Here is a 22,008-nt window from a genome sequence, read left to right as displayed (position 1 = left end):
GATCAGGTCCGGTTCAGGTCGTTTCTGCCGATCGGGTTGTTTGCCAACTTACGTATGGTGCTCCAATGCTGACGGAAACGCTCATGGCTAAGCCGCCGTTTTCGCTGGAAGGCTACAAGGTTCCGGGCGTCACGGATGTCGAGCAGGGACAGCCATACGATGAGCGAGAGACCAACAGAGCGTGGGAAAATTTTCTGACGTCCGGCGACCTCAGGCGCGAGAATGCGCTGGTGCGCGGTGTCATTGAGGAATCATGGAAGCGCAGCGTCAAGTCCGGAGTCAATGCCCATTGTAAGGGCAGCAATCTCGTGGCCTCGCCGGACCATCTCTATGAGCTTCGTCTGAAGAACGATGACTTGCTGGGTTCGAGCGCTCAGACGTTCCGCCGCGTCGCCGAAGTGCTTGGTGACGCCGCGACCATGCTGGTTATCACCGATAGGAACGGCGTCGTGCTCGATGTGGGCGGTGATCAGCGGACGATTGATGCAGGGCACGATATTCGCCTCGAGGTTGGCGCCGCCTGGGGTGAGACGGTGACAGGCACTAACGGCATCGGCACTGCGCTCATCACGGGAAAACCGGTCCACGTCCATGCAGCCGAGCATTTTTCCGAAGGCATCAAAGCCTGGACTTGCGTCGGTAGCCCCATTCGCAGCCCCATCGACGGCAGTATCATCGGCATCATTGATTTTTCCGGACCTCAGGCGATCTTTCACCGGCACAACGTCGCACTGGCGGTGATTGCGGCCAACCACATCGAGCTTGCGCTCTCGGAAAAGATACGCCTTGAAAGAATACGGCTGCTCGAGGCCAGCATTTCGCGGATGCCGGGGATGGGCAGCGGCGACGGAGTGGTGATTCTCGACCGCTTCGGCAGGGTCGTTCATCACAATGACATGGCGTCGGTTCGTTGGCGACGGATCGCGCAGTCCGGCGACTTGAGCGTCGGAAATCGGATTCTTCCAAGCAGCGATGGTCGTTTGGCTCAAGACCTGGCCAATGCGCTGCCGGAGGAATTGCAGGAACAGCGGATTGAGCCACTGCTCGTCGACGGTGTTGTGAAGGGGGCAATGCTCGTGCTCGCATCGAGGCCGCGGATAAATTCCGCCGCGTCCCAAGTTTCGCCGATAGCGCGCGCAGCTCTCATGTCAGCAAAGGACGCGATTGTCGGATGCAGCGAAGCATTGATGCAAGCGGTCGAAAAGGTTGAACGGGCGGCACTCGGCCGAACGGCTATTCTGCTCGAGGGCGAGACGGGGGTTGGCAAGGAGCTGTTTGCTCGTCTCGTTCACGCCGCCAGCCAGAAGACCGGCAAGGAGCCTTTCGTCGCCTTCAATTGCGGTGCGGTCTCGAAAGAGCTTCTTGGCGGTGAATTGTTCGGACATGCCCCAGGTGCCTATACCGGCGCGACGCGAGAAGGAAAGTCAGGCCGCTTTGAATTTGCCAATGGCGGCGTGCTCAGCCTCGACGAGATCGGCGAGATGCCGCTGGATCTGCAGCCGTATCTGCTCCGCGTGCTGGAAGAGCGTGCGGTGTACCGCCTCGGCGACAACAAGCCGCGTCCGGTGGACGTCCGGCTCGTGGCGTCGACCAACCGGAATTTGAAGCAGGAAGTGGCGGAAGGACGTTTCCGCAAGGATCTGTATTTCCGGATCAGCGTTGTCAAGATCACTATCCCGCCGCTCCGCGCGCGCTTGGGTGATGTCGAGATTCTGATCGATCATTTCAATCGACAATTCGCGGAGACCTATAGCACCGAACCGGTACGTTTCGAGGCAGCCGCAATGGAATTGTTGCGGCGCTATAGCTGGCCGGGCAACGTTCGGGAACTGCGCAATCTGATCGAAAACCTGGTGCTGATGACGCTCACCGGCGTGGTGACGCCCAGGGAGTTGCCCGAGGATTTCCTGGAAGCAGCATCGGTCCTGCCAAGTCCGGGCGCCTTGCAGACAAGGCATGGCACCACGGGACCAGAAGCCGAAGAGATCGCACGCTTCGACGATATAGAGCGTCGTGCCATCGAAAGAGCCGTCGCAAACGCAGGTGGCAACATTGCAGCCGCCGCCGAGAAGCTCGGCCTTTCGCGCGCCACGCTGTATCGCAAATTGCATCAATATCGTTCGCGGATATGAGGACAGGATCACGCATGGCGACGGCCTGGGGCGGAAAAATGGGGGCAGAGGAGCCTGCCGCTGCGGCGCTCGCGTCGCAGATCCTTTCGCGTGCGGACCGCGACGTAACCTTCATGGTGCACCTGGTGGGCGAAAGCCAAGATATGCTGGTTAGGCATTTCGTAGTGTTCATTGAGACTGAACTCGTGAATCGCGGCATCAGCTATGGCGCGCATCCGCTATTGCGTCCTTTCATCGAAACGCATGCGCGTGAATTGACGGATTTTGTTTTGCAAGGCATTGGTTTGCGGCATCAGTTCGGTCTGCAGGCGCTAGAGAACATGGCTGGTGATCCGTCGCGGTTGCTGAGGATCGATCTATGGGACTCGCTGGGATCTCACATCAATGATGCGCAGCGTCACTTTGTATCGGGCGTGGGTGGCCTGCGGCGGATCCTGGTCCAGATCGAGACTGGTGCATGAGGGCCGGCCCGCCGACCGTTGTCGAAATGCTGACCCAGCGGCTGCAGGTCGTTCAGGAGATATCGGCGGCCCAATCGCGCAATTTGCTCAACCGTCAGCTTGGGGGCGGCGCCGAATTCGAGATTCAGTGCATCGAGCAAGAGATTGCGGCCTCCGGCTGTTCGCGTGAACTCGCCAGAACCCTCGCGGATGCGCGCGAGCGCTTACGAAAGGCAAATGCCGAGATGGCAGAATGCGACGCTCATTGCGCCGTGCTGGAGCAGCGCCTTGAAGAACTAGACAGGCGGATTGCCGCTAGTCGTTGAGACGATCCGAACGTGAGGCGACCCGATGGATACGATGGAAGCAGAGATCGCGACGCTCTATGAATTGCTTGGGCGGCATTGGACGGTGGGTGCGGCCGTTACAAATACGGCCTTCGATCCAGCGGGACAGGTAGTTGCGTTCGCGCTCGCCGATGGCGCGTTGGCGATAGCTCCGCTAACTGACGTCGAGCCGGCGCAAGATCGCTGTCGCGTGGCGCTCGACGAAGGTCGGACGACGATTTCACCGCGACGGAGACCGGTGCCTCCATTGACGAAAGTGATAATCAGCGATGCCCCGCTTCATCTCGCTCCGCTCGGGACCTCGGATTTCGTGGTCAGTGATCACGGCCGCTTGCTTCGTGTGTCGGCGTCCGGTGTCACACGGGTGGTCTCGAGCAACGGGGCGCCTATCGATGTCATTGCCCCGGTATCGGCGGGGGACATCCTGACAGCATCCGGCGGGTCAATCATATTTTACGATTCCAATGGTGAAGTCGCCTGGCTCCAAGAGCGGGTCGGAGGGCATGCGTCGGCAATGGCTGTATCGCCAGATGGCCGGCGCTTTGCGATTGGAACCGACGGTTGTCTGCTCGTCCGCAGCTTTGGACCAGGACCCGAACCCTCCGCCTCATTTGAGTTGGGCTCAGTCTCAGCCCTGTCCTGGAGCCCCGATGGGAACTGGTTGGCGGTGTCAGTCGGGAAAGCAGGCATTGTTTTGGTGCGTCTTGCCGATGCGCGGATCGTCCGTATTCCGACCTATCCCGCAACCGTTGCATCCCTTTCGTGGAGCACGGATTCCCGCGTCCTTGTTACGAGCGGAGCCTATCGGATGATCGCATGGGACGTTTCCAGCCTTGACGACGAAAGCGAGCAGCCGACGAACCTCGCTACGGGGCGCGCCCGGTTCGTCCTTGTCGAGACGGTAGATATTCACCCAGAGCGTCGCCTGGTTGCGGCGGGTTACGCCGACGGCATGGTCGCGGTCGCGAGGATCGGACAATCCGACGAATTGGTCGTCAGGCCGCCTGGTCGAGGCGCCGCCCACATCCTGCGTTGGTCCAGCGACGGCGAGCATCTTGCAATCGGAACAAGCGACGGGGAAGCGGCGATCGTGACGTTTCCTCCGTACATTTTCAAGTAGTTAACCCGGTGCCAAGCGGGAGAGCTCTGCCAGCATCATCAGGAGACAAGTTATGACAGCCACCCGATCGCTCAACGAAGCCGAAAGCAAGGATCAATTCTTTCAGGAACTGGCGGAACTCTCGGAGCGCATGATCGCTGCGCATGGAAAGGAATTTTCGATGGGCGCTTTGGTGCTGGCCGCGAGGTTCATCGCTGAAAATAAGCCATTCGAGCGAAGCGCAGCAACGCAGTGATCCGCGCTTCTGCTAAAGGCGAAATTCGTGGTGGGCGATTGAGGGGGACGATATGTTAGAGAGACTTTTTGGGGACGATGGACTTCTCCTGCGGGCATTCTGCGCTTCAATTTCCTGTTTGGCGGCTTCCGGTCGGCTCGACCTGAAGGTTTGTCCAATTTGATCGGGTCGTTCACACTCTGTTGACAGTTGGACCATCCGCGCCAACGCTAGATCCAGATCCATCTCGTTAGGGCATTCGTGCTCGGCATTGAGCTTCCTGGCTCGCCACCACCTTTATTGTAGTTGAATGGCAGGCGTATTCGGGCGAATGATACTTGGCGAGCAGGTTCAAGAGGGCAGCAAGCATTGATACGCTGACATGGCTTTTTCGATCGCGATGCAGGATTAAGTTGTTGGGATATCAAGACTATCGCTTTTCCGTGGCCCCCATGATGGATTGGAACGAGAGGTCAGTATTATCAATTAGTTAGAAGGCGGCGTGTGCACGACGTGTGCACCGGGAGATCAAGAAAAATCCTGTTACAGTCGACATGATCAAGCTGGCCGAACGGATTGGAACAGACTTGCGTTGCCGACAGCACGCGGGGATATCTCCCACCGCGAAGATCTCATCAGGTGTGGATGTGGAGAACGTCACGTGGAACATCGCGAGTGGGCCTTGCGGCGGTTAGCGCTCTACTGGTGGGACTGAACTCAAATTCGCCTGGGCAAAGTGACCAAGTTCGACGCGAAGCGATAGAACCACACGCCTGTCACGAGGGACAGTATGGCAGTAGTTTAGCGCTTCGCCTTGCGGCCGCCAACAGACTCGGCCAATAGCCTGAGCAGGTGATCGCGCCAGCTGCGCCGCCAACGTGCTCCGGTGCTCGACGCGATCGGAGTGGCGCAGTGTGAAGCCGAAGAGGCGGCTTCGAACCCAAAGCGGCGTAGGTGAATGAATTACGTCGGAGAGTGCCTTCCTCTTCAAGCGGTCAACGTTGGCTTCGCTCCCAACTATCAGCATCCGCTGGCTCACAGCCATTTGACCGATCGTGTCGTGAATCATCATCTTTTTTGCAGCATGATTCCAGACATCACGTTTGGCACGTTATGAAATTCGGCGAAGTCCAATGGGCGCAGCGCGACGGTGCGCCGACCATACTGACGACTGCAGTGCCGCGCGGTGAAAGGGGCGTGTCGCTGCTGCGAGCGCGCTTCGCTCAGGCCGCCTGGTTCAAGGGAACGGCGCGGCAGCATTTGGTCTTCCTCCAGATGTTGCCGTGCCATCGGCTGAATTGCCGGATAGGAGAGCGGCGCCTCGTGCACGAGCCGAGCGCCGGCGCACTGGCGATCTGCCCCGCTGGTGTTGACTGCTCGGCGGAATCCGAAGCGGACATGGACACCGTGCTGCTAGCGGTTGAACCCAGCCAGCTCACCTTGGTTGCTGCGGAAGCAGATGCCCCGCAAGATCGGTTGAAGGAACGCTTATCGGGTTATGATACGCAGCTGCTTGCAATTGTTGTGCGGTTGATCGCGGAGGCGCGGGCTGGCTATCCCAACGGCCCGCTGTTCTGGAGTGAGACCAGCGACGACTTCATGGGCCGCCTTGTCGAGAGTCACACGTCGTCGCCCGTTCGTTCGTTGCGCGGCGTTATCGGGGCGCCGACCCTGCGACGGATCAGGGAATATATCAGCGAACATTTGGCCGAGCCGATCGAGGTCGCCGAACTTGCCAGTGTCTCTGGCCGAAGCCCGTTCCACTTCACGCGCGCATTTGCACGCAGCGTCGGCATGACCCCATATCGCTATGTCGTTCACCTTCGACTGCGGGCGGCGGTTGCACGAATCCGTGAGGGGCGGACCCGGCTCGCCGATGTCGCCGCCGAGACCGGCTTTTCCGACCAAAGCCATCTGTCGCGTTGGATCCGGCGCGTTCACGGCGTCGCCCCGTCCGATATTGGGCCCTGATCGGCTCCTCAAACAGCAGGATTGTTCACGATCGCTCGCCACATCACTCGATAGATGAGGCACGCGCCCACATCACCGCGCGAGTACCGATGGGAGATCACCTGTGAGCAAACTGTCCGAACAAGCGGCGCTGAAACTGGCGCCCGATCTAGCCGATCGAATTTTCTGGCCCGGCAGCGGCGGCTATGCCGCGGCCCTGCGGATCTGGGCAAAGCCCAGCCTCGAAACCCGGCCCCGTGCTGTCATCCGTTGCCAGACGGCCAACGATGTCCAGGCCGCAATCCGCATCGCGCGCGAGCACGACCTGCCGGTCTCTGTTCGCTGCGGTGGGCACGACTGGGCCGGCCGCGCACTCTGCAATGGCATCGTGATCGATCTCGGCGGTATGCGGCAGGTCACGATCATGCCCGGCAATCATCGTGTGGCGATGGGAGGCGGCGCATTGGCTGCCGATATCGCCGCCGTCACCGATCGGCAGCACAGCGCAGTCGCCGCTGGTTCCTTTGGCTGCGTTGGCATGGCGGGCCTGACGCTCGGCGGCGGTTATGGACCTTTCATTGGGCGCTGTGGCCTAGCGCTCGACAACCTGCTCGCCGCAGAGGTCGTGCTTGCGGACGGACGGATCGTAACCGCCGATGGTGAGAACCATCCAGAACTGTTTTGGGCCCTGCGTGGAGGTGGCGGCAATTTCGGTGTCGTCACCAGAATGCAGCACGCGCTGCATAAATGTCAGGCCTTGTGGTCCGGTACGCTGGTCTATCCTGCCGCAGAGGCAGCAACTGTGCTGACAGGCACGGCGGCGCTTGCTGCAGAAGCGCCCGACGAGTTGTCCGTACAAGTCGTGCTAATGGCCGATCCATCTGGTATGGCGGTGGTACTGGTAATGCCGACTTGGTGCGGCGATCCAGCCAAAGGCGAAGCACGTCTCGCTCCCTATAGAAAACTTGGCACTCTCATCGCAGGTGGGATCGAACAACAATCCAACGGAGCACTGCTCGCAGCGTTTGATGCGCAGATCGTCAATGGTCGACGGACTACCATGGAAACCTGCTCCGTGCCGGCGCTCGATCGTGCAAGCATCGACGCGTTGGTCGGCGCCTCAGCAAGCGCGCCTTCGCCGGGGTGCGTGCTGGTGACGCATGAATTCAAAGGAGCAGCCTCTCGAATTGCGCCAGACAAAACCGCATTCACGCTGCGCCGCGATCATGTGCTGATCGAGATCATCGCCGCCGTTACTGACGAAAAAGATTTGGATGACGTGGTCAAGCATCAGCAATGGGCACGGCGTAGCCGGGAGGGCTTCACCACCGCGCTCCCTGGCGGTTATCCCAATCTACTGGCACGATCCGCGATCTCGCGCGCCACCGCAAGCTATGGCGACAACAGGGAGCGATTGCTGCGCGCAAAGGAAACCTATGATGCCGATAACGTCTTCGCGTCAGCGATCCCGCTGCCATCGCGGCTATCAGGTCCGGTCTGAAGCGTTTGAGTGCTTCGCTGGCCGCTGAAGGTCGCGATCTCCGCTTCCGTATCGCAGAGATCCGCAACTGTTCGCTCACGATCGGCTGTTGGAGGATGCCCGAACACGCTTTGCCAGGCGTCGAAATCCCGGAATGGAACGGCCAGCACACCGATGCGGAGATCGGTGGCGCGGATGACCGCAGCTGCGAACCATCGCTTCCTTAACGATGATTTCATCGTCGGCCTACCCGCCGTGGCAGGCTGATCGGGTTCGCTTAAGCCCAAACTCGCGCGGTGACCTACCACGGCTGCTACACCACTCGATGGAACACGAGCCTCGCCCTCCTTGATCGTATAGCGCGCATCGGCGAAGACCGCAGGCCGGCATTGTGTCGGTTCGCATCTCTACCTCCCTTCGTCTGGGGGGATCTTTGAGTCGCAATGCCGGATCTTAACGTTCTCACGATCTCGTCAGGATCGTTCCATTCGAATAGAAAATTCGGCTGTGCGGGATATTCTCAGCCTGCAAACTTCGTGCTGAAGAATTAGTCTGGACGATCGGAGACGATTAAGTGCGGAAGCGCCTGCTCGTCATCGCTCGATTGCTTTGGTGCTGGTTAACAAATGTGAGTGAGGGGTATGACACAACTCGCTATCGATGCGCTTTGGTCAGAGCGACAACAACAAGATGGCGGACGTCGGCCGTTCGGGGGGGCACCGGTTGTATGCGGGCGCGAGGACGACATTGCCCTCATCGACGGGGTGATTGACCGCGTTCGTGACGGTGGCGCCGCGCTGGTCCTCAGTGGCGAACCGGGCATCGGAAAATCCACGTTGCTCGAGCTTGCGCAGGATCGAGCTGTGGCGCATGGAATGCACGTAATCCACCTCTGTGGGGTGCCATCCGAGGCGCACCTGCCCTTTGGTGCGCTCCACCAGGCGATTAGACCGATGCTGAAGCAGCTCAAATCGCTGCCGCCACGCCAGCGGTCGGCGTTGCAAGCTGCCTTCGGCCTGTGCGATGGCACAGCCACACCGGATATATTCCTTATCGGCCTAGCGACGCTCAATCTTCTCACGGCGAGTGCAGCGCGCAGGCCCATCCTGCTGCTTGCGGATGATGTGCAATGGATCGACCAACCCAGTCGCGATGTGCTGGCGTTCATCTCCCGTCGATTGAGCTCTGATCCAATCGTGCTCCTAATGGCCGTGCGCGAAGGATTGGGCGTGTCGTTTCCGTATTCGGGCGTGTTGCGGCATCGGCTGTCAGGGCTCAGCGCGGCGGCTGCCGAACGCCTACTCGATGCCGCGGCGCCCGGCCTCTCGCCGGATTTGCGTCGTCGTTTTCTGAGCGAGGCTGCGGGTAATCCTCTGGCACTCGTCGAATTGCCGCGCGGCGAGCGCACGACGGAGACCATCGAGGCGCCATGGCTGCCGCTCACGGATCGCTTGGAGCGCGCGTTCCTCAGCAGGGTTGCCGTTCTACCGACAGCCACCCGCGTGCTTTTACTGGTGATGGCGGAGAATGACAGCAGATCGCTCCGCGAGGTGTTCGACGCGGGCGAAATACTGCTTGGCGAAAGCACCGGGCTTGACACCCTCGCGCCGGCGGCCTCCGCGATGCTGATCGAGATTCACAGGGGTGAGGTGCGGTTTCGCCACCCACTCGTCCGCTCGGCGGTTCATCAGTCAGCTAGCCCCGTGATGCGCCACGATGTCCACGCGGCATTGGGGCGGCTCATGAGGGATCAAGCGGACCGAGCCATTTGGCATCGTTTGGCATCGACCTTTGGGCCCGACGATACTCTTGCTGAGGAGCTCGACGACGCTGCCACTCGATCGCACCATCGCGGCGCCCTGGCAATGGCAATACCCGCGCTGGAGAATGCAGCGCGACTGAGCGGTACGGTGATGGCAAGAAGCGAACGGCTCCTGCGTGCGGCTGGGCTCGCCGCCGATCTGGGCCAGCCTGCGACCGTGGAGCGCTTGCTCCGTGCGGCGGGTCCGGATCAGCCGCAACCGCGCCTGCGGGCACAAGTCGCGTTGATCCGCGAGCTGAGCCAGCCTCTCACAGCGATTGATCCCGGCCGGATTCCCGTGTTGGTCCACTTTGCCGCTGATGCGCGAACTGACGGCGCAAACGACGTCGCACAGAACCTGCTGTGGCGCGCGGCTCAGCGCTGCTGGTGGGGCAACGCGAGCGATAAGGTGCGGGAGGGCGTTCTCGCCTCCGCGAAGCAGTCGGGATTGCCCGCGAGCGACGCGCGACTGATCGCCATCGCGGCCTATGTCGAACCGCTCCGACACGGACACGCCGTGCATCAACGGCTCGCGGCACATGCGGATGCTGGTGTGGCAGACCCGGTGGCGGCATGGACCTTGGGGCTTGCGGCCAATACCGTCGGCGCATTCGACTTCGGCCTCAACTATTTGAATCAGGCGAGTACGGAGTTTCGCGAGCAGGGGCGGCTTGGTGATTTAGCGCGGGTGCTCTTCGCCAGAGGTTGGGCCGAGATGGAAACGGGTAACTTAATGGGCGCGCTTCGTTCGGCCGAGGAGTCGATCCGATTTGCGGAGGAAACTGGGGCGACGGTCTGGATTGCGGCCGGGACGATCGTGCTGGCGACTGTCGCCGCGCTTCGGGGCAAATTCGATGCATGCGAGGCTCACGCGTTGCGCGCAGAGCGGTTGATTCTTTCACCAAGTGTGAATTTCCTGTTGGCTCTGCTTCAGAGTGCGCGAGGCGCCGCCGCGCTCGGTGCCGGTCGATCCGCGGAGGCCTACGAACACCTCAGACGGCTCCACATACCGGGTGATCCGGCGTTCAACACCAGCCCTTCAGTTTTTCAGCCTCGTGGATTTCGTCGAGGCGGCGATTTCCTGCGGACAAGAGGCCGTGGCTTCCTCGTTCATCGCGGAGGTCGAGCGACGTTCGGGCCCTGTGGCGGTGCCGTGGGTCCAGATGATGCTCTCCCACAGCAGGGCGCTGCTTGCCGCACCGGACCGCGTAGAGGCGTTCTTTCAGGAGGGGCTCGGCACTATCGCGCAGAACTGGCCATTCCTACGCGGACGATCGCTCCTGGCCTACGGCGAATGGCTGCGGCGTCAGCGACGAGTCATGGACGCGCGCGCGCCTCTGCGAACGGCGCGCGACATCCTCGATGCCCTGGGAGCCCTGCCGTGGAGCGAGCGGGCACGACGAGAATTGCGCGCTGCAGGTGAAACCAGCCGTCCGCAGGAGGGGCTCGCGCTCGACGCGCTGACGTCCCAAGAGCTGCAGATTGCGGAACTCGCGGCCGGCGGACTTTCGAACAAGGAAATCGGCGCACGTCTTTATCTGTCTCACCGGACCGTCGGCTCTCACCTTTACCGGATCTTTCCGAAACTTGGAGTCGCGACGCGAGCCGGTCTGCAAGAAGCATTAAACCGGTCGCCCCAATCCGCGGTGTGATCGGACCCGACCGGGGGCAGTCACCTGGTCAGTCATTTGACTGAAGCGGTACCACCCAAGCTCCTGCTATCCCTCGAGGACAGAGAAGCAATGTGGACAACGCTCATGAACGGCAGCAGAGCTCTCAAGGCATCCTGCAGCGGCAGTGTGAACCTGTCTTGGCCCTCTAGGCCCTCACTGCGGCTCGGACCAAAGCTGTTCGCGCACCAATCCGTATTCCCCGGCATGATCCAGATTGCGCCCCCGGGCTTCTGGCGCGTTCCGTCTATTCACAGCCGGCGGCAGGTCCAATGCTTGCGATGACATCGCTTGTCGGACGTTAGGAGACCATCCTTGGACCCTCAGAGACCTAGGTGCCTTTTGCTCCAGGACGTCAAATAATACTTGGAAGGCCAGGACCACTTCGTGCCGAATGACAAAGCGCAACATAGCCAACCCAAGTGCAGCTCCCCGGCCGAGTTTCGGGCACATCAGCGTGGCCCGATCCGCACAGGTGAAACGTTCATGGCGGATAATTTGGTTATGAGGGCGGAGGAATTCTTGTCCTTTGGACCGTTCCGACTCTCGTCCGCCGGACGTATCCTATACCGAGACGATAAACCTGTAGCGCTTGGCAGTCGCGCGCTCGATATCCTGATTGCACTCGTCGAGCGGGCCGGGGAAACCGTTTCCCGGCGAGACCTGATGAATCAGGTCTGGCCCGACTTATTGGTGGAAGATGCGAACCTTCGCGTTCACGTCACGAATCTTCGCAAGGCGCTGCTCGATGGCCGTGATGGCGCTCGTTACGTGACGAACGTTCCTGGCAGAGGCTATTGCTTCGTAGCACCTGTTAGGCGAATCCCGGCGGCGCAACCGCAAGCCAATCCCGTTCTGCGCCATTCCTCGGTTCCCACTTGCCATTTGCCACCGCGTTTGGAGCGCATGGTCGGGCGCGACGAGACCGTCCTGGAGCTCTCAAGGCTCCTTCTTGAGCACCGCTTCGTCAGCGTGGTGGGGGCAGGAGGCCTGGGTAAGACAACGGTTGCAACGGCTGTATGCCACTCGCTCCTCCATAAATTCGACGGAGCGGTCTACTTCGTCGACCTCAGCGCGATTTCTGATGGCTCCCTCGTCGGAAACGCGGTGGAGTCTGTGCTTGGTTTGTCCACGGGTTCGCAGGACTGTTTCGAAAGCCTCGTTTCTGTTCTTGCCGGCAAGCAGACGATGCTGGTCTTGGACAATTGCGAGCACGTGATCGACAGGGTCGCACCGCTCGCCGAGAAAATCTTCGCCAGTGTTTCCGACGTGTTCATCCTTGCGACCAGCCGCGAAACGCTTCGTGTTGAGGACGAGCACGTTTACCTGTTGCATCCGCTTGATGCGCCTCCCGCCGGCGCCGACCTGACGGCGGATTGCGTAGTCGGCTGGCCTGCCGCCCAGCTTTTCATGGAGCGGGCGGCCGCCGGAGGATATCGCTTGCAACTCAGCGACGACGAAGCGTCGGCCGTGGCGAGCATTTGTAGGCAGCTCGACGGGTTGGCGCTCGCGATCGAGCTGGTGGCCAGCCGGGTCGGTGCATACGGGATTCAGGGGACTGCCGACCTCCTGGAAAACCGATTCAAGTTGCTCTGGGAAGGCAGGCGCAGTGCTTTGCCGCGGCACCAGACCATGCGGGCTCTGTTGGACTGGAGCTACCATCTCTTGTCCGAACACGAGCAGCACGTTCTCTGCAGATTGTCGGTCTTTGCCGGGTTCTTTCCGCCCGATGCAGCACAGGTAGTTGTGGCCGACGAGGCGGTATTGGAGCAGGACGCCGCCGAGGCGCTGGCAGGCTTGATCGACAAGTCCCTGATCGGGATTTCGACGGTCGGCGGCAAGAGCTACTATCGTCTGCTGAATACCACGCGGTCTTACGCGATGTTCAAGATTGAGGAGACGGGGGAGTACGATATCGTCGCCCGTCGGCATGCCCTATACTATTGCGACATGCTTCGATCGCGGTCGATCGCCGACTTCGATCGACCGGGACCGGATTCGTACAGGCTCCATATGGGCAACATTCGAGCGGCGCTCGAGTGGTGTTTTTCCCCTGGCGGAGACAGCAAGATTGGAGGCGAACTCGCGGTCGGTGCTGCACCGCTATTTCTGCGCATGTCGCTGCTCGGCGAGTGTCGGCATTGGTGTGAACACGCGCTGGCCGCGCTGGAGACCTCCGATCGAGGAGGCGTGCCTGAACTCGTGCTCTGGCGATATCTGACAGTCTCGATCATGTTCACCAGAGGAGGGCGGGAGGATATTCGTCATGCCTTCCAAAGAGGGCTTGACCTTGCCGAAACGGTCGGGACGCCTGAGGACCAATTGTATTTCCATGCCGGGCTGCATCTCTTTCTGATCCGCGTTGCCGAGTTTTCCGGCGCCGCAGAAGCGGCCGAACGGAGCGCCGTCCTGGCGGCGAACCTCGACCGATTAGACGCCATGGTGGCTGCCGAATGGATGCGCGGTACCGCCTACCATTTGATCGGCGATCAGCGGAGAGCGCAGCACCACTGCGAGATCGGATTCAGACGGGCGGCCTCGCTGGGGCAGCTCGAGATCAATGTTTTTGGCTACGATCATCGTGTTCGCAGCCTCGCGGTCTTGGCTCGTGTCCTATGGCTGCGTGGCTTCCCGGAACAAGCTGAACGGACAGCGCGTCAGGGAATCGAAGAGGCGGAGCGCTGCGGGCATCCCGTAAGCCTATGCGCGACCTTGTTCTATACAATATCGGTTGCGTTATGGGATGCGGACTACGAGCTTGCCAATAGGCGTGTGGAGCGCCTTGTCGCTCATGCGGCGAAGCATTCGCTTGTTTCCTACCATGCCATTGGGTGTGGATTCAGGGGCGAATTGGCGGTGTGCCGGGGAGGCGCAGCATCCGGCGTCGCCATGCTGCGTGATGCCCTAGCCGCTCTCCATCAGGAACAGCACCATATGTTCATGACCGCGTTTCAACGTGCGCTAGCCGAGGGCTTGGCCGTCAGCGGCCAGGAAGAGGAGGCGGCAAATATCATTGACGGCGCTATCGTCAGGGCAACCGAGCGGGGCGAGACCTATGAGCTTCCGGATCTCTTGCGCGCGCAAGGAGAGATACTCTTGGCTCAGCCGCGTCCCGATGCGGCCCTTGCCGAGGAGTCGCTGTTACGCTCGTTGGCGATGGCCCGTGAGCAATGCGCCAGGGGCTGGGAGATGAGGACAGCCGTTCCGTTGGCGCGACTTTGGCTCGCCCAGGGACGCAACCGCGAAGCAGACGAACTGCTCGCCAGCACGCTGCAACAGTTCAGCGAGGGATTGCGAGGCGCGAGCCTTGTGGAAGTGGCAAGGTTGCGGCGAGAGGTTCAACACTCAATCGGTCGCAGCTAGGCATGACAGGCACAATGCAAGCCGCCATCTTCGAGAAATAAGGCCGTCCATTCCGCGTGACGACCATAAGTCGCGCGCCGGGGCCAGGTGACGTGCTGGTGCGAATACGAGCCCATGGCATCAGTTCGCTCGACCTCAGGATTCAAGACGGCGGAGCCGCCCATGCGCGTCACCTCCCGACCGGAATGGTGGGCAGCGTCGGGACGGCGGCATTTGGCCGTCCCGATCGTTGCGCCCGATCGTTGCTCGTCCGCTACTTGAGGAGCACCGGACCCGCGTCGATTTTCACGCGAAACAGGGAGTAGGGCTTCTCGCGCAGGTCCCTCCCTTCGTGGAATTGGGGCTGCCGATGCAATTGATTGGCTGTGAAATAGAGATACCCGTCGCTGGCCACAGAAAGTGTGTCCGGCCATAGAATGCGCGGATCATGGGCGATGGTCTTCCATTCGCCGTCGGTCTGACGCTGCCGGATGCTGTTACGTTCGTAGTCGCCGGCATAGATGCGGCCCTTGTCGTCCGCTTCGAGGCCGTCTGAGGCGCCTTTCTCGCCGAGGTCGATGACGGCCTTCGCCACGTCGGCCTCGGAGACCGCTCGGTCGAGCAGCAGGGCGGTCGGGACTGAGTACAGATGCCGGCTCGACAGCGGGCAATAATATAGCGTCGCGCCATCCGCCGAGAGAGCAATACCATCGGATGCCACGGTGAAGGGAACAGGCGCCTTTCCCGTTTCGCGAATTGCAAGGGTCTCGCCCTCGACCACGGGAACAAACGCGGGGTCGGCCGACGTTGAAGCGTGGCCGCTCAGCTTACGCCAGCTTTCACCGCTGTCGAGGTCGACGACGATGATCGCGCCCGGACCCGAGACCGAGGAATCGGTGATGTACGCGAAGCCCGCTTTGCCTTTCCGCAGATCGAAGCGCACGTCGTTGATGTAGGTGGTCTTCAGCACGGACGTCGGCGCCAGCACGATGGTCTTGACCACTTTGTCCGTCGCGAGATCGACGGCGACGAGCTTGGCGCCATCGGGCACGGGCGTGCTGAAGGAGGGAGCCGCGGTGTCGAGGATCCAGAGCCGGTTCGCCGCGTCGACGACGACGCTCTGCACGCTGCCAAGCGTCTCGCCCGGACGCTTTGGATCGAACTTATTTATCTTCGCGTCGGGATAGGGAACGATCTTTCGGCCGCGGATCTCGGCGACCGTAAAGGGAACCTCACCTCCCCATCGTGGAAAGTTGACGAAGATGCGACCGTTGCGGGCGACGGTAACCCCGGTGGGCATGTCGTCCCGAAATTCGAAAACCGGCTCGATGTCGCCGATCGGACGATCTGTTGGCGCGCGAGCTAACGTATTCATGATCTCTCCATGGGTTTGGGCGCATACGGCGACAGGCAACGCTAGAAGGAGAGCGAAGCATGCCGCAGTTGGGCGTGGAAGACGGCTCATCATCGGCTCCGGAATGGGTGGGCCGCCTGTCAATCGGTTTGGGCCGAGAGAGCGGCGAGCACGGCATCGCGCCCGGCTTCGGCCACCGTTACGTCCTGCTCGGTGGTGCCAGACCCGACGCCGATGGCGCCGAGGACGCGGCCGTTGAAGATGATGGGAAAGCCGCCGCCGAGATTAGCGATACCGCCTTGGCTCGCGAGGCCGAGATTAGCACCAAATTCGAACGGTATGCCACCTGTCGGCATCGCCAGGGAAGCCGCCGTGGCAGCCTTGGCGACAGCGGGCTCGCGGGCGAGCACTGCGGCCCCCTCGACCCTTGCGAAGGCCAGAAGGTTGCCGCCGGCATCGACAACAGCGATGCATTCGGGCGCCGCGATTTTCTTCGACCTTGCGACTGCGGCCGCGATGGCGATCGCAGCGCCGGCATAAGTCAATTGTTGTGTGTCCTGGAGAAGCTTGGAATGGGTCATGTGTCGGTTCCTGACTGAGGTGAGCGAGAAACTACTTTCGTTGGGAGAGATAGTGTCATCGTCCTCGCTTGGGTGGCGGGGAATCCAAGCCGGTGGTGCGGCGCAGCGCATCGTCGAGCGCGCTCATGCGCGCGTTGCCGATCGTCAGGCGCGATAATTCGGCGAGCGCGGGCGCGCCGATCCGTACCTCGGCATCGTGACGCACGATCAGGGTCGCCTTGTCGGTTCCGCCGAGCAGCCCCTTTGGCTCCTCAAGCGCGCGAATCTTATGACGATGATGCAGCGCCTGCGGATGCCAAAGCGGAATGACGACCCAGCGGCGTTCGGCCACCGCGCGCTCGAACCGGCCGAAGCTATCCTGCTCTGTCCCGGCCTCGAAGTGATAGCCCGCGGCCGCCAGGCCGTATTGCTCAATGATGGCCTTCGAGAAGCGGCTTATGCCGGCCCCCGGATTGATACCCTGAATCAACTTCTCCATTCGGGCCGAAACCTCTGGTCTTAGGAGGTCCGCAACACCGGCAACTTCCGCTGGGATGTAGTCCGGTACGCCCCAGATGCAGTAGGGTTCATACAGGACGGTGACCTTTCGCACCTCCTGCTCGAATCGTCTGAGATAGTCGCCGTGACTTGCCGGAAGCCACGCCGAAACAAGCATATCGATCTCGCCGCGGCGCATCCGCTGGAATATCTCCTCATGCGGTGCCGCCGAGCGATCGACGTGGTGGCCGTGAGACTTCAAGATCGCCTCGACTTCCCGCGCACCGGCGTCGTGGAAAGACAGATCGATGTGACCGACTCGGACTACGCTGCTTGTATTGTCCGTCATTTCACGTCCTTGCCGCTATTGTTGGCTCGTGCCCGGCGGGGGAGATGGGGCGGGTCATTTTCCCGCAGCGACGGAAGGCGCGCCATCGAGCCAGTCCTGGCGCTGCGGCGCGAAGAAATCGATATCGATTGTGTCTTCGGTGCAAACGAACTCGTGCGGCGTATTCGGCGGGATGACCAGAACGGTGCCAGCCGTCATCACGAACTTTCTGCCCTGGGAGTAAACCTCGCACCGCCCTTCGGTGATCCACGTGATCTGCTCGCTGGCATGATGATGCAGCGGAAATACGCCACCTTTCTTCACTGTCCATTTGACAAAGGTCGACTGCGTGCCGCTCAAATACTGGCGCTGGACAAGCGGCGAGATCTGCTCAATTGGCTGTGCGTCGAGTTGGTAGAGCGTGGGCACGATGGCGGTATGGCCGCTCACGGTCGGCAAGGTGCCACGATCAGGTGCGTCCGTGACGACCGGAGGTCCCGACTGGGCTGGGGCAGGCATCTTCTGGGCAGATGCGGGCGAGCATGCGGCCAGGACCAGAATGGCGGCGGCGAAGACAGCCGTTGGAGAGTTTTTCATTTCGATGAAGCTTCTTTGATGTGAGATATGCATTTCGGTTGGTCGTGGCCGGTCGCCTCAAAAGCCGGAAAGCACTGTCTTTCCGATCGCGCGACCGCTCTCGACCAGCGCGTGCACGCGCTTCAGATTCGCGACGTTGATGGCGCCCGCATCTACCGTCATCGTGGAGCGGAGTACACCATCGTCGACGAGAGCGGCGACTTCATTCAAGAGTCGGTGCTGCGCAATCATGTCCGGGGTCTGGTAGAGTGATCTGGTAAACATCAACTCCCAATGCACTGATATGGACTTGCGCTTGAGACTGACGATGTCCAGCGCATCGGGATCGTCGATCAGCGCCAGGCGCCCCTGTGGCGCCATCACTGCCTCTATGGAATGAAGATGCTTTCCGGTTGCGGTCAGACCGCAGACATACTCGACCTGCGCAATCCCGAAGCCCAGTAACTGTTCGCGAAAAGGCTGACGATGGTCGATCACGTGATGTGCGCCCATTTTTCTGCACCACGAGATCGTCTCCGGTCGGGATGCCGTTGCTATGATGGTAAGTCCGGTCAGACGCCGCGCAATCTGGGTCAGAATCGATCCGACTCCGCCGGCCCCGTTGATGATCAGCAGCGTGCCGCGTTGCGTCTTGACGCCATAGGGAACGCCCAGACGGTCGAACAGCAACTCCCACGCGGTGATCGAGGTGAGCGGCAACGCGGCGGCCTCGGCAAAACTCAGTGTCTTGGGTTTATTGCCGACGAGGCGCTCGTCGACCAGATGCAGTTCGGCATTCGTGCCGAACCGATCGATGGCGCCTGCATAGAACACCTCGTCGCCTGGCCGGAACATCGTCACGTCGGAGCCAATAGCCTCGACGACGCCCGCCGCATCGTAACCCAGGATGCAGGCCTCTCCCTTGGGCGGCGGGCTGCTGGCACGACGCTTGACGTCGGCCGGATTGACCGAGATCGCCTTCACTGCCACGCGCAGATCGCGTGGCTTCGGTGCTGGGATGGGCAACTCGAGCTCGACGAGAGCATCCGTTGCCGTGATGGGCTGCGGAACAAGATAGCCGATTGCCTTCATGTTGACCTCCTGATGGACTTCGCGGGTTGGGAAGTCAGATGAGGGGCGGGACGACCGGATCGATCTCCACTTCGATCAGGTGCGGAGTTTGGCTCGCCATGCCACAGCGGAGAGCGCTTGCCAGCAACGCCGGATCGGAAACCCGCTCCGCGATGACACCGTAGCCGGCAGCGAGTGAGACAAAATCAAGACCCGGCAGATCGAGGCCGGGAACACCGGGAGTTTCGAGCAGGTGCGCGAACGACTTCAGAATATTGTAGGCGCCGTTGCGAGGGATGACGAACAGGATCGGCAACTTGTGCTGTGCAGCCGTCCAGAGGGCCTGGATGACATAGTTGGCGGCCCCGTCGCCGACGATACAGACGATCTTGCGGTCGCCGCCCTTGTCGCGCTCGGCAAGCGCGACGCCGACGGCGGCGGGCAGGCCGTAGCCAAGAACGCCGCTCGACATCGAGAAGAACGAGCGTGACCGGCTAGTCGGCAGGCGTTGGCGCAGCATCTTCAGTGTCGAAAGCGATTCCTGGACCACAACGCTGTCCTGCGGTCGCGCCTCGTTGATCGAATGATACAGGAAGTCGGCCGTGATCTTCGTCGCGCTCTCCGGTCGCGGCAGCGGGCTCCGTGCCGGTGGTAGTGCCCGATCTGGCGGCGAGACATGATCCGCCAACACCGCGCAGGCCCGTCCGGGGTCGGCAAGGACGCTATCTCCCACCGGTGCACGGCCAGCCTCGGCTGGGTCGTCGGTAATGTGAAAGAGGCGAGATCCCGCAGGAATGTAGTCGCCGGGAACGTGAGGATAGTAGCGAAAGACCGGCGCGCCGATCACGACGATCACATCACGCCCTGACAGTTGTTTGCCGAGCGGGCCGATCGCGCTGGTCAGCATGCCCTGATAGAGCCGATGGGTCTCGGGAAAGCCTGGCCGGCCCTCAGCGGGCGCGGCCCACACCTCGCAACGCAGCTTTTCGGCAAGCCGGACGGCGTCATCCCAACCGCCGCTCTGGTCGACGGCGCCGCCGATCACAAGCGCGGGCGACTTGGCGGAGGAAAGCGCTTCGATGACAGAGGCGAGGTTTTGTTGATCCGCCCCCAGGCGACGGCTGAGCGTCCGGATTTGCGGTGGGTGCGGACAGGGCTTGTCGACATCGTCCATCGGGATCGACAGGAAGACCGGCCCGGCTGGCGGCTGCACCGCCATCGCATAGGCACGCATCAGCGCGGCCGGCACGTCCTCCGCACGGGCAGGCTCATAGGCCCATTTGACGAACGGCTTGGGGATTTCCAGCGGCTGCACGTTGGTGAGATATGGCTCGATCAGCAACATCTCGCGGGTCTGTTGACCGGCTGTGATGATCAGCGGCGCGCGGTTGTACCAGGCGCTCTCGATATTGCCCAACGCATTCCCCATGCCGGCCGCGGTGTGCAGATTGACCAGCACGGCCTCGCCCGTGGCCTGGGCATAGGCATCCGCCATCGCAACGGCGGGCGCTTCCTGCAGCGCGAGCACGTAGCGGAAATCGGAAGGAAAGTTCTTCAGCAGAGTTTCTTCGGTCGAACCGGGGTTGCCGAAGATCGTGGTCAGCTTCAGCTTGCGAGCGACATCGAAGAATGCTTCTTGGACTGTCTTCATCTTGGGATCTCCTGGTTGATGCGCTGTGGTTAGCCGCCCTGGTTGACGCCGGGCGGTGGCGATCCGACGGGCGAAATACTGATGAGCCGCCGGTTGAGGAATTCGCCGAAGCCCAGCTCCGAGAGTTCACGGCCGTACCCGGAGTTCTTGATGCCGCCGAAGGGAAGTTCGGGTGCGGTCCAGGTCGGATGATTGACAAAAACCATGCCGCTCTCGATCCGGCCCGCTACCTGTCGGCCGCGCCTCAGGTCCGCCGTGAAGACGGAGCCGCCGAGGCCATACGGGGTCGCATTGGCCAGCGTGATCGCCTCTTCCTCGCTATCGACGACGTAGAAACTTGACACCGGGCCGAACAATTCCTGCCGGAAGATCGGATTGTCTCTGCTGATATTGGTCAGGATCGTCGCCTCGACATAGAAGCCGGGCCGCTTCACGCGGCCGCCTCCGAGAACGACTTCGGCGCCGCCCTTCCTGGCGGCCTCGATCTGCTCGAGCAGCCGGTGCATGGCCTGCTCCGAGCAGACGGGGCCGAGCGTCGTGTTCGGATCGACGGGATCGCCGGGCTTGAGCGCGCCCATGCGTGCCTTGAAACCCTCGAGGAATGCGGCGCCCCGCTGTCTTCCGACCACGATGATCCGTTTGGCGGCGACGCAGCTCTGTCCAGTGTTGTTCATACGGCCCCAAAGCGCATTGTCGAGCGTCGCCTCGAAAGGAGCATCCTCGAGCACAATGAGCGGATCGCTACCGCCGAGCTCCATGACGGATTTCTTGAGATTGCGGCCGGCGCGCTCTGCGACGATCGCGCCGGCACGTTCGCTGCCGGTGAGGGTGACGCCGCGAATGCGCGGATCGTCGATGAGGCGTCCGACTTGCTCGAAATTGGCGAAGAGGTTGGTATAGAGCCCCTTGGGCGCTCCGGCCTCTTCAAACAAGCGAGCGAATGCAAGTGCCGATTGCGGGACATTGCTCGCGTGTTTGATCATCACGACGTTGCCGACCATCAATTGTGGCCCAGCGACCCGAGCGAGCTGATAGTATGGAAAGTTCCAGGGCTCGACACCGAAGATGATGCCAATGGGCAGTGCTTCGACGATGGCGCCCGGCGCCTCTGGTAGGGATTGCGGCCTCAGATATGCCTCCGCACGCGTCGCATAGTAATCGATGATGGCTGCGGAGAGAGCGACCTCGCCACGGGCCTCGGCAATGAGCTTTCCCATCTCGAGGGTCAGGTATCGTGCATATTCTTCGGAATTCTCGCGTAGCTTGGCCGCGACGGCGGTGAGAATTTTTGCCCGATGCTTGACAGGTTGCCGGTGCCAGGTCTCAAAAGCGGCTTGGGCGTCGGCCACGGCCACCTCGAGGTCAGCATCCGAGATTTCCGCGAAGCGCTTCACGACTTCGCCGGTGGATGGATTGATCGTCTGATAGGCCATTTATTCGTCTCCGTGCGCCGGAAGGGTGGTGGATCGGGAAT

Annotated in this window: 17 protein-coding genes; 10 read left to right on the top strand and 7 right to left on the bottom strand. The window is 61.4% G+C overall.

The genetic code is table 11. The features are described 5' to 3' along the window. Positions 1-83: 83 nt before the first annotated feature. From AC1RQP_RS18060 to AC1RQP_RS18015, 10 genes are all read left to right on the top strand, one after another. The gene (locus tag AC1RQP_RS18060) at positions 84-2,132 is read left to right on the top strand and encodes a sigma-54-dependent Fis family transcriptional regulator (RefSeq protein WP_492937945.1); all 2,049 of its coding nucleotides are present in this window, start codon (positions 84-86) and stop codon (positions 2,130-2,132) included. Between the two features lie 14 nt (positions 2,133-2,146). Next, positions 2,147-2,593: a hypothetical protein gene (locus AC1RQP_RS18055; RefSeq protein ID WP_492937943.1), complete on the top strand. Its 447-nt coding sequence runs from the start codon at positions 2,147-2,149 to the stop codon at positions 2,591-2,593. Next, positions 2,590-2,898 (top strand): hypothetical protein, encoded by a 309-nt coding sequence (locus AC1RQP_RS18050; protein WP_492937942.1) that lies wholly within the window; start codon positions 2,590-2,592, stop codon positions 2,896-2,898. The genes AC1RQP_RS18055 and AC1RQP_RS18050 overlap by 4 nt, the downstream gene beginning before the upstream one ends. 25 nt (positions 2,899-2,923) lie before the next feature. Beyond that, complete coding sequence (locus AC1RQP_RS18045; RefSeq protein WP_239622963.1) at positions 2,924-4,039, top strand: WD40 repeat domain-containing protein; 1,116 nt, start codon at positions 2,924-2,926, stop codon at positions 4,037-4,039. A 52-nt stretch (positions 4,040-4,091) separates the two neighbouring features. Continuing rightward, entirely contained in the window at positions 4,092-4,274 is a 183-nt protein-coding gene (locus AC1RQP_RS18040) for a hypothetical protein (protein WP_492937941.1), read from the top strand. A gap of 1,092 nt (positions 4,275-5,366) precedes the next feature. Next, positions 5,367-6,224: a helix-turn-helix domain-containing protein gene (locus AC1RQP_RS18035; protein ID WP_492937940.1), complete on the top strand. Its 858-nt coding sequence runs from the start codon at positions 5,367-5,369 to the stop codon at positions 6,222-6,224. Positions 6,225-6,327: 103 nt separating this feature from the next. Further along, positions 6,328-7,704 (top strand): FAD-binding oxidoreductase, encoded by a 1,377-nt coding sequence (locus AC1RQP_RS18030; RefSeq protein WP_239622989.1) that lies wholly within the window; start codon positions 6,328-6,330, stop codon positions 7,702-7,704. Positions 7,705-8,324: 620 nt separating this feature from the next. Beyond that, positions 8,325-10,907, top strand: coding sequence for an ATP-binding protein (locus AC1RQP_RS18025; RefSeq protein WP_492937939.1), 2,583 nt, complete (start codon positions 8,325-8,327; stop codon positions 10,905-10,907). Beyond that, positions 10,804-11,136 (top strand): helix-turn-helix transcriptional regulator, encoded by a 333-nt coding sequence (locus AC1RQP_RS18020; RefSeq protein WP_492937938.1) that lies wholly within the window; start codon positions 10,804-10,806, stop codon positions 11,134-11,136. The genes AC1RQP_RS18025 and AC1RQP_RS18020 overlap by 104 nt, the downstream gene beginning before the upstream one ends. A gap of 504 nt (positions 11,137-11,640) precedes the next feature. Then, complete coding sequence (locus AC1RQP_RS18015; RefSeq protein ID WP_492937937.1) at positions 11,641-14,517, top strand: ATP-binding protein; 2,877 nt, start codon at positions 11,641-11,643, stop codon at positions 14,515-14,517. Positions 14,518-14,770: 253 nt separating this feature from the next. On the opposite strand, the gene AC1RQP_RS18010 is transcribed toward AC1RQP_RS18015, so the two are convergent. From AC1RQP_RS18010 to AC1RQP_RS17980, 7 genes are read right to left on the bottom strand one after another with little or no spacing between them, the layout of a single operon-like run. Next, positions 14,771-15,961, bottom strand: a complete 1,191-nt coding sequence (locus tag AC1RQP_RS18010; RefSeq protein ID WP_492937936.1) for an L-dopachrome tautomerase-related protein — start codon at positions 15,959-15,961, stop codon at positions 14,771-14,773. Between the two features lie 29 nt (positions 15,962-15,990). After that, a complete protein-coding gene (locus AC1RQP_RS18005; protein ID WP_239622993.1) occupies positions 15,991-16,431 on the bottom strand; it encodes a GlcG/HbpS family heme-binding protein in 441 nt (146 codons plus the stop codon). Positions 16,432-16,486: 55 nt separating this feature from the next. Beyond that, on the bottom strand, positions 16,487-17,257 hold the full coding sequence (locus AC1RQP_RS18000) for a glycine betaine ABC transporter substrate-binding protein (protein WP_492937935.1): 771 nt from the start codon (positions 17,255-17,257) through the stop codon (positions 16,487-16,489). A 54-nt stretch (positions 17,258-17,311) separates the two neighbouring features. Next, the gene (locus AC1RQP_RS17995; RefSeq protein WP_239622995.1) at positions 17,312-17,866 is read right to left on the bottom strand and encodes a cupin domain-containing protein; all 555 of its coding nucleotides are present in this window, start codon (positions 17,864-17,866) and stop codon (positions 17,312-17,314) included. 24 nt (positions 17,867-17,890) lie between these two features. Continuing rightward, positions 17,891-18,904 carry a zinc-binding alcohol dehydrogenase family protein gene (locus AC1RQP_RS17990; RefSeq protein WP_239622996.1) on the bottom strand — a complete coding sequence of 338 codons (1,014 nt, stop codon included), beginning with the start codon at positions 18,902-18,904 and terminating at the stop codon, positions 17,891-17,893. A 34-nt stretch (positions 18,905-18,938) separates the two neighbouring features. After that, positions 18,939-20,534 (bottom strand): benzoylformate decarboxylase, encoded by a 1,596-nt coding sequence (gene mdlC, locus AC1RQP_RS17985; RefSeq protein WP_239622997.1) that lies wholly within the window; start codon positions 20,532-20,534, stop codon positions 18,939-18,941. Between the two features lie 29 nt (positions 20,535-20,563). Then, entirely contained in the window at positions 20,564-21,967 is a 1,404-nt protein-coding gene (locus AC1RQP_RS17980; protein ID WP_492937933.1) for an NAD-dependent succinate-semialdehyde dehydrogenase, read from the bottom strand. Positions 21,968-22,008: the final 41 nt, after the last annotated feature.

The organism is Bradyrhizobium sp. GW821-FHT13H06, from assembly GCF_058803975.1.
This window is presented reverse-complemented; position numbering and strand designations above follow the sequence as displayed.

What these genes read in the sequence shown, in the direction of transcription:
- AC1RQP_RS18045 (WP_239622963.1), top strand. Translation starts at nt 2,924, where the DNA reads ATGGATACGATGGAAGCAGAGATCGCGACGCTCTATGAATTGCTTGGG.
- AC1RQP_RS17980 (WP_492937933.1), bottom strand. Translation starts at nt 21,967, where the DNA reads ATGGCCTATCAGACGATCAATCCATCCACCGGCGAAGTCGTGAAGCGC.
- AC1RQP_RS18060 (WP_492937945.1), top strand. Translation starts at nt 84, where the DNA reads ATGGCTAAGCCGCCGTTTTCGCTGGAAGGCTACAAGGTTCCGGGCGTC.
- AC1RQP_RS17990 (WP_239622996.1), bottom strand. Translation starts at nt 18,904, where the DNA reads ATGAAGGCAATCGGCTATCTTGTTCCGCAGCCCATCACGGCAACGGAT.
- AC1RQP_RS18015 (WP_492937937.1), top strand. Translation starts at nt 11,641, where the DNA reads ATGGCGGATAATTTGGTTATGAGGGCGGAGGAATTCTTGTCCTTTGGA.
- AC1RQP_RS17995 (WP_239622995.1), bottom strand. Translation starts at nt 17,866, where the DNA reads ATGCATATCTCACATCAAAGAAGCTTCATCGAAATGAAAAACTCTCCA.
- AC1RQP_RS18005 (WP_239622993.1), bottom strand. Translation starts at nt 16,431, where the DNA reads ATGACCCATTCCAAGCTTCTCCAGGACACACAACAATTGACTTATGCC.
- AC1RQP_RS18025 (WP_492937939.1), top strand. Translation starts at nt 8,325, where the DNA reads ATGACACAACTCGCTATCGATGCGCTTTGGTCAGAGCGACAACAACAA.
- AC1RQP_RS18050 (WP_492937942.1), top strand. Translation starts at nt 2,590, where the DNA reads ATGAGGGCCGGCCCGCCGACCGTTGTCGAAATGCTGACCCAGCGGCTG.
- AC1RQP_RS18020 (WP_492937938.1), top strand. Translation starts at nt 10,804, where the DNA reads ATGGACGCGCGCGCGCCTCTGCGAACGGCGCGCGACATCCTCGATGCC.
- AC1RQP_RS18035 (WP_492937940.1), top strand. Translation starts at nt 5,367, where the DNA reads ATGAAATTCGGCGAAGTCCAATGGGCGCAGCGCGACGGTGCGCCGACC.
- AC1RQP_RS18055 (WP_492937943.1), top strand. Translation starts at nt 2,147, where the DNA reads ATGGCGACGGCCTGGGGCGGAAAAATGGGGGCAGAGGAGCCTGCCGCT.
- AC1RQP_RS18000 (WP_492937935.1), bottom strand. Translation starts at nt 17,257, where the DNA reads ATGACGGACAATACAAGCAGCGTAGTCCGAGTCGGTCACATCGATCTG.
- AC1RQP_RS18010 (WP_492937936.1), bottom strand. Translation starts at nt 15,961, where the DNA reads ATGAGCCGTCTTCCACGCCCAACTGCGGCATGCTTCGCTCTCCTTCTA.
- AC1RQP_RS18040 (WP_492937941.1), top strand. Translation starts at nt 4,092, where the DNA reads ATGACAGCCACCCGATCGCTCAACGAAGCCGAAAGCAAGGATCAATTC.
- mdlC (WP_239622997.1), bottom strand. Translation starts at nt 20,534, where the DNA reads ATGAAGACAGTCCAAGAAGCATTCTTCGATGTCGCTCGCAAGCTGAAG.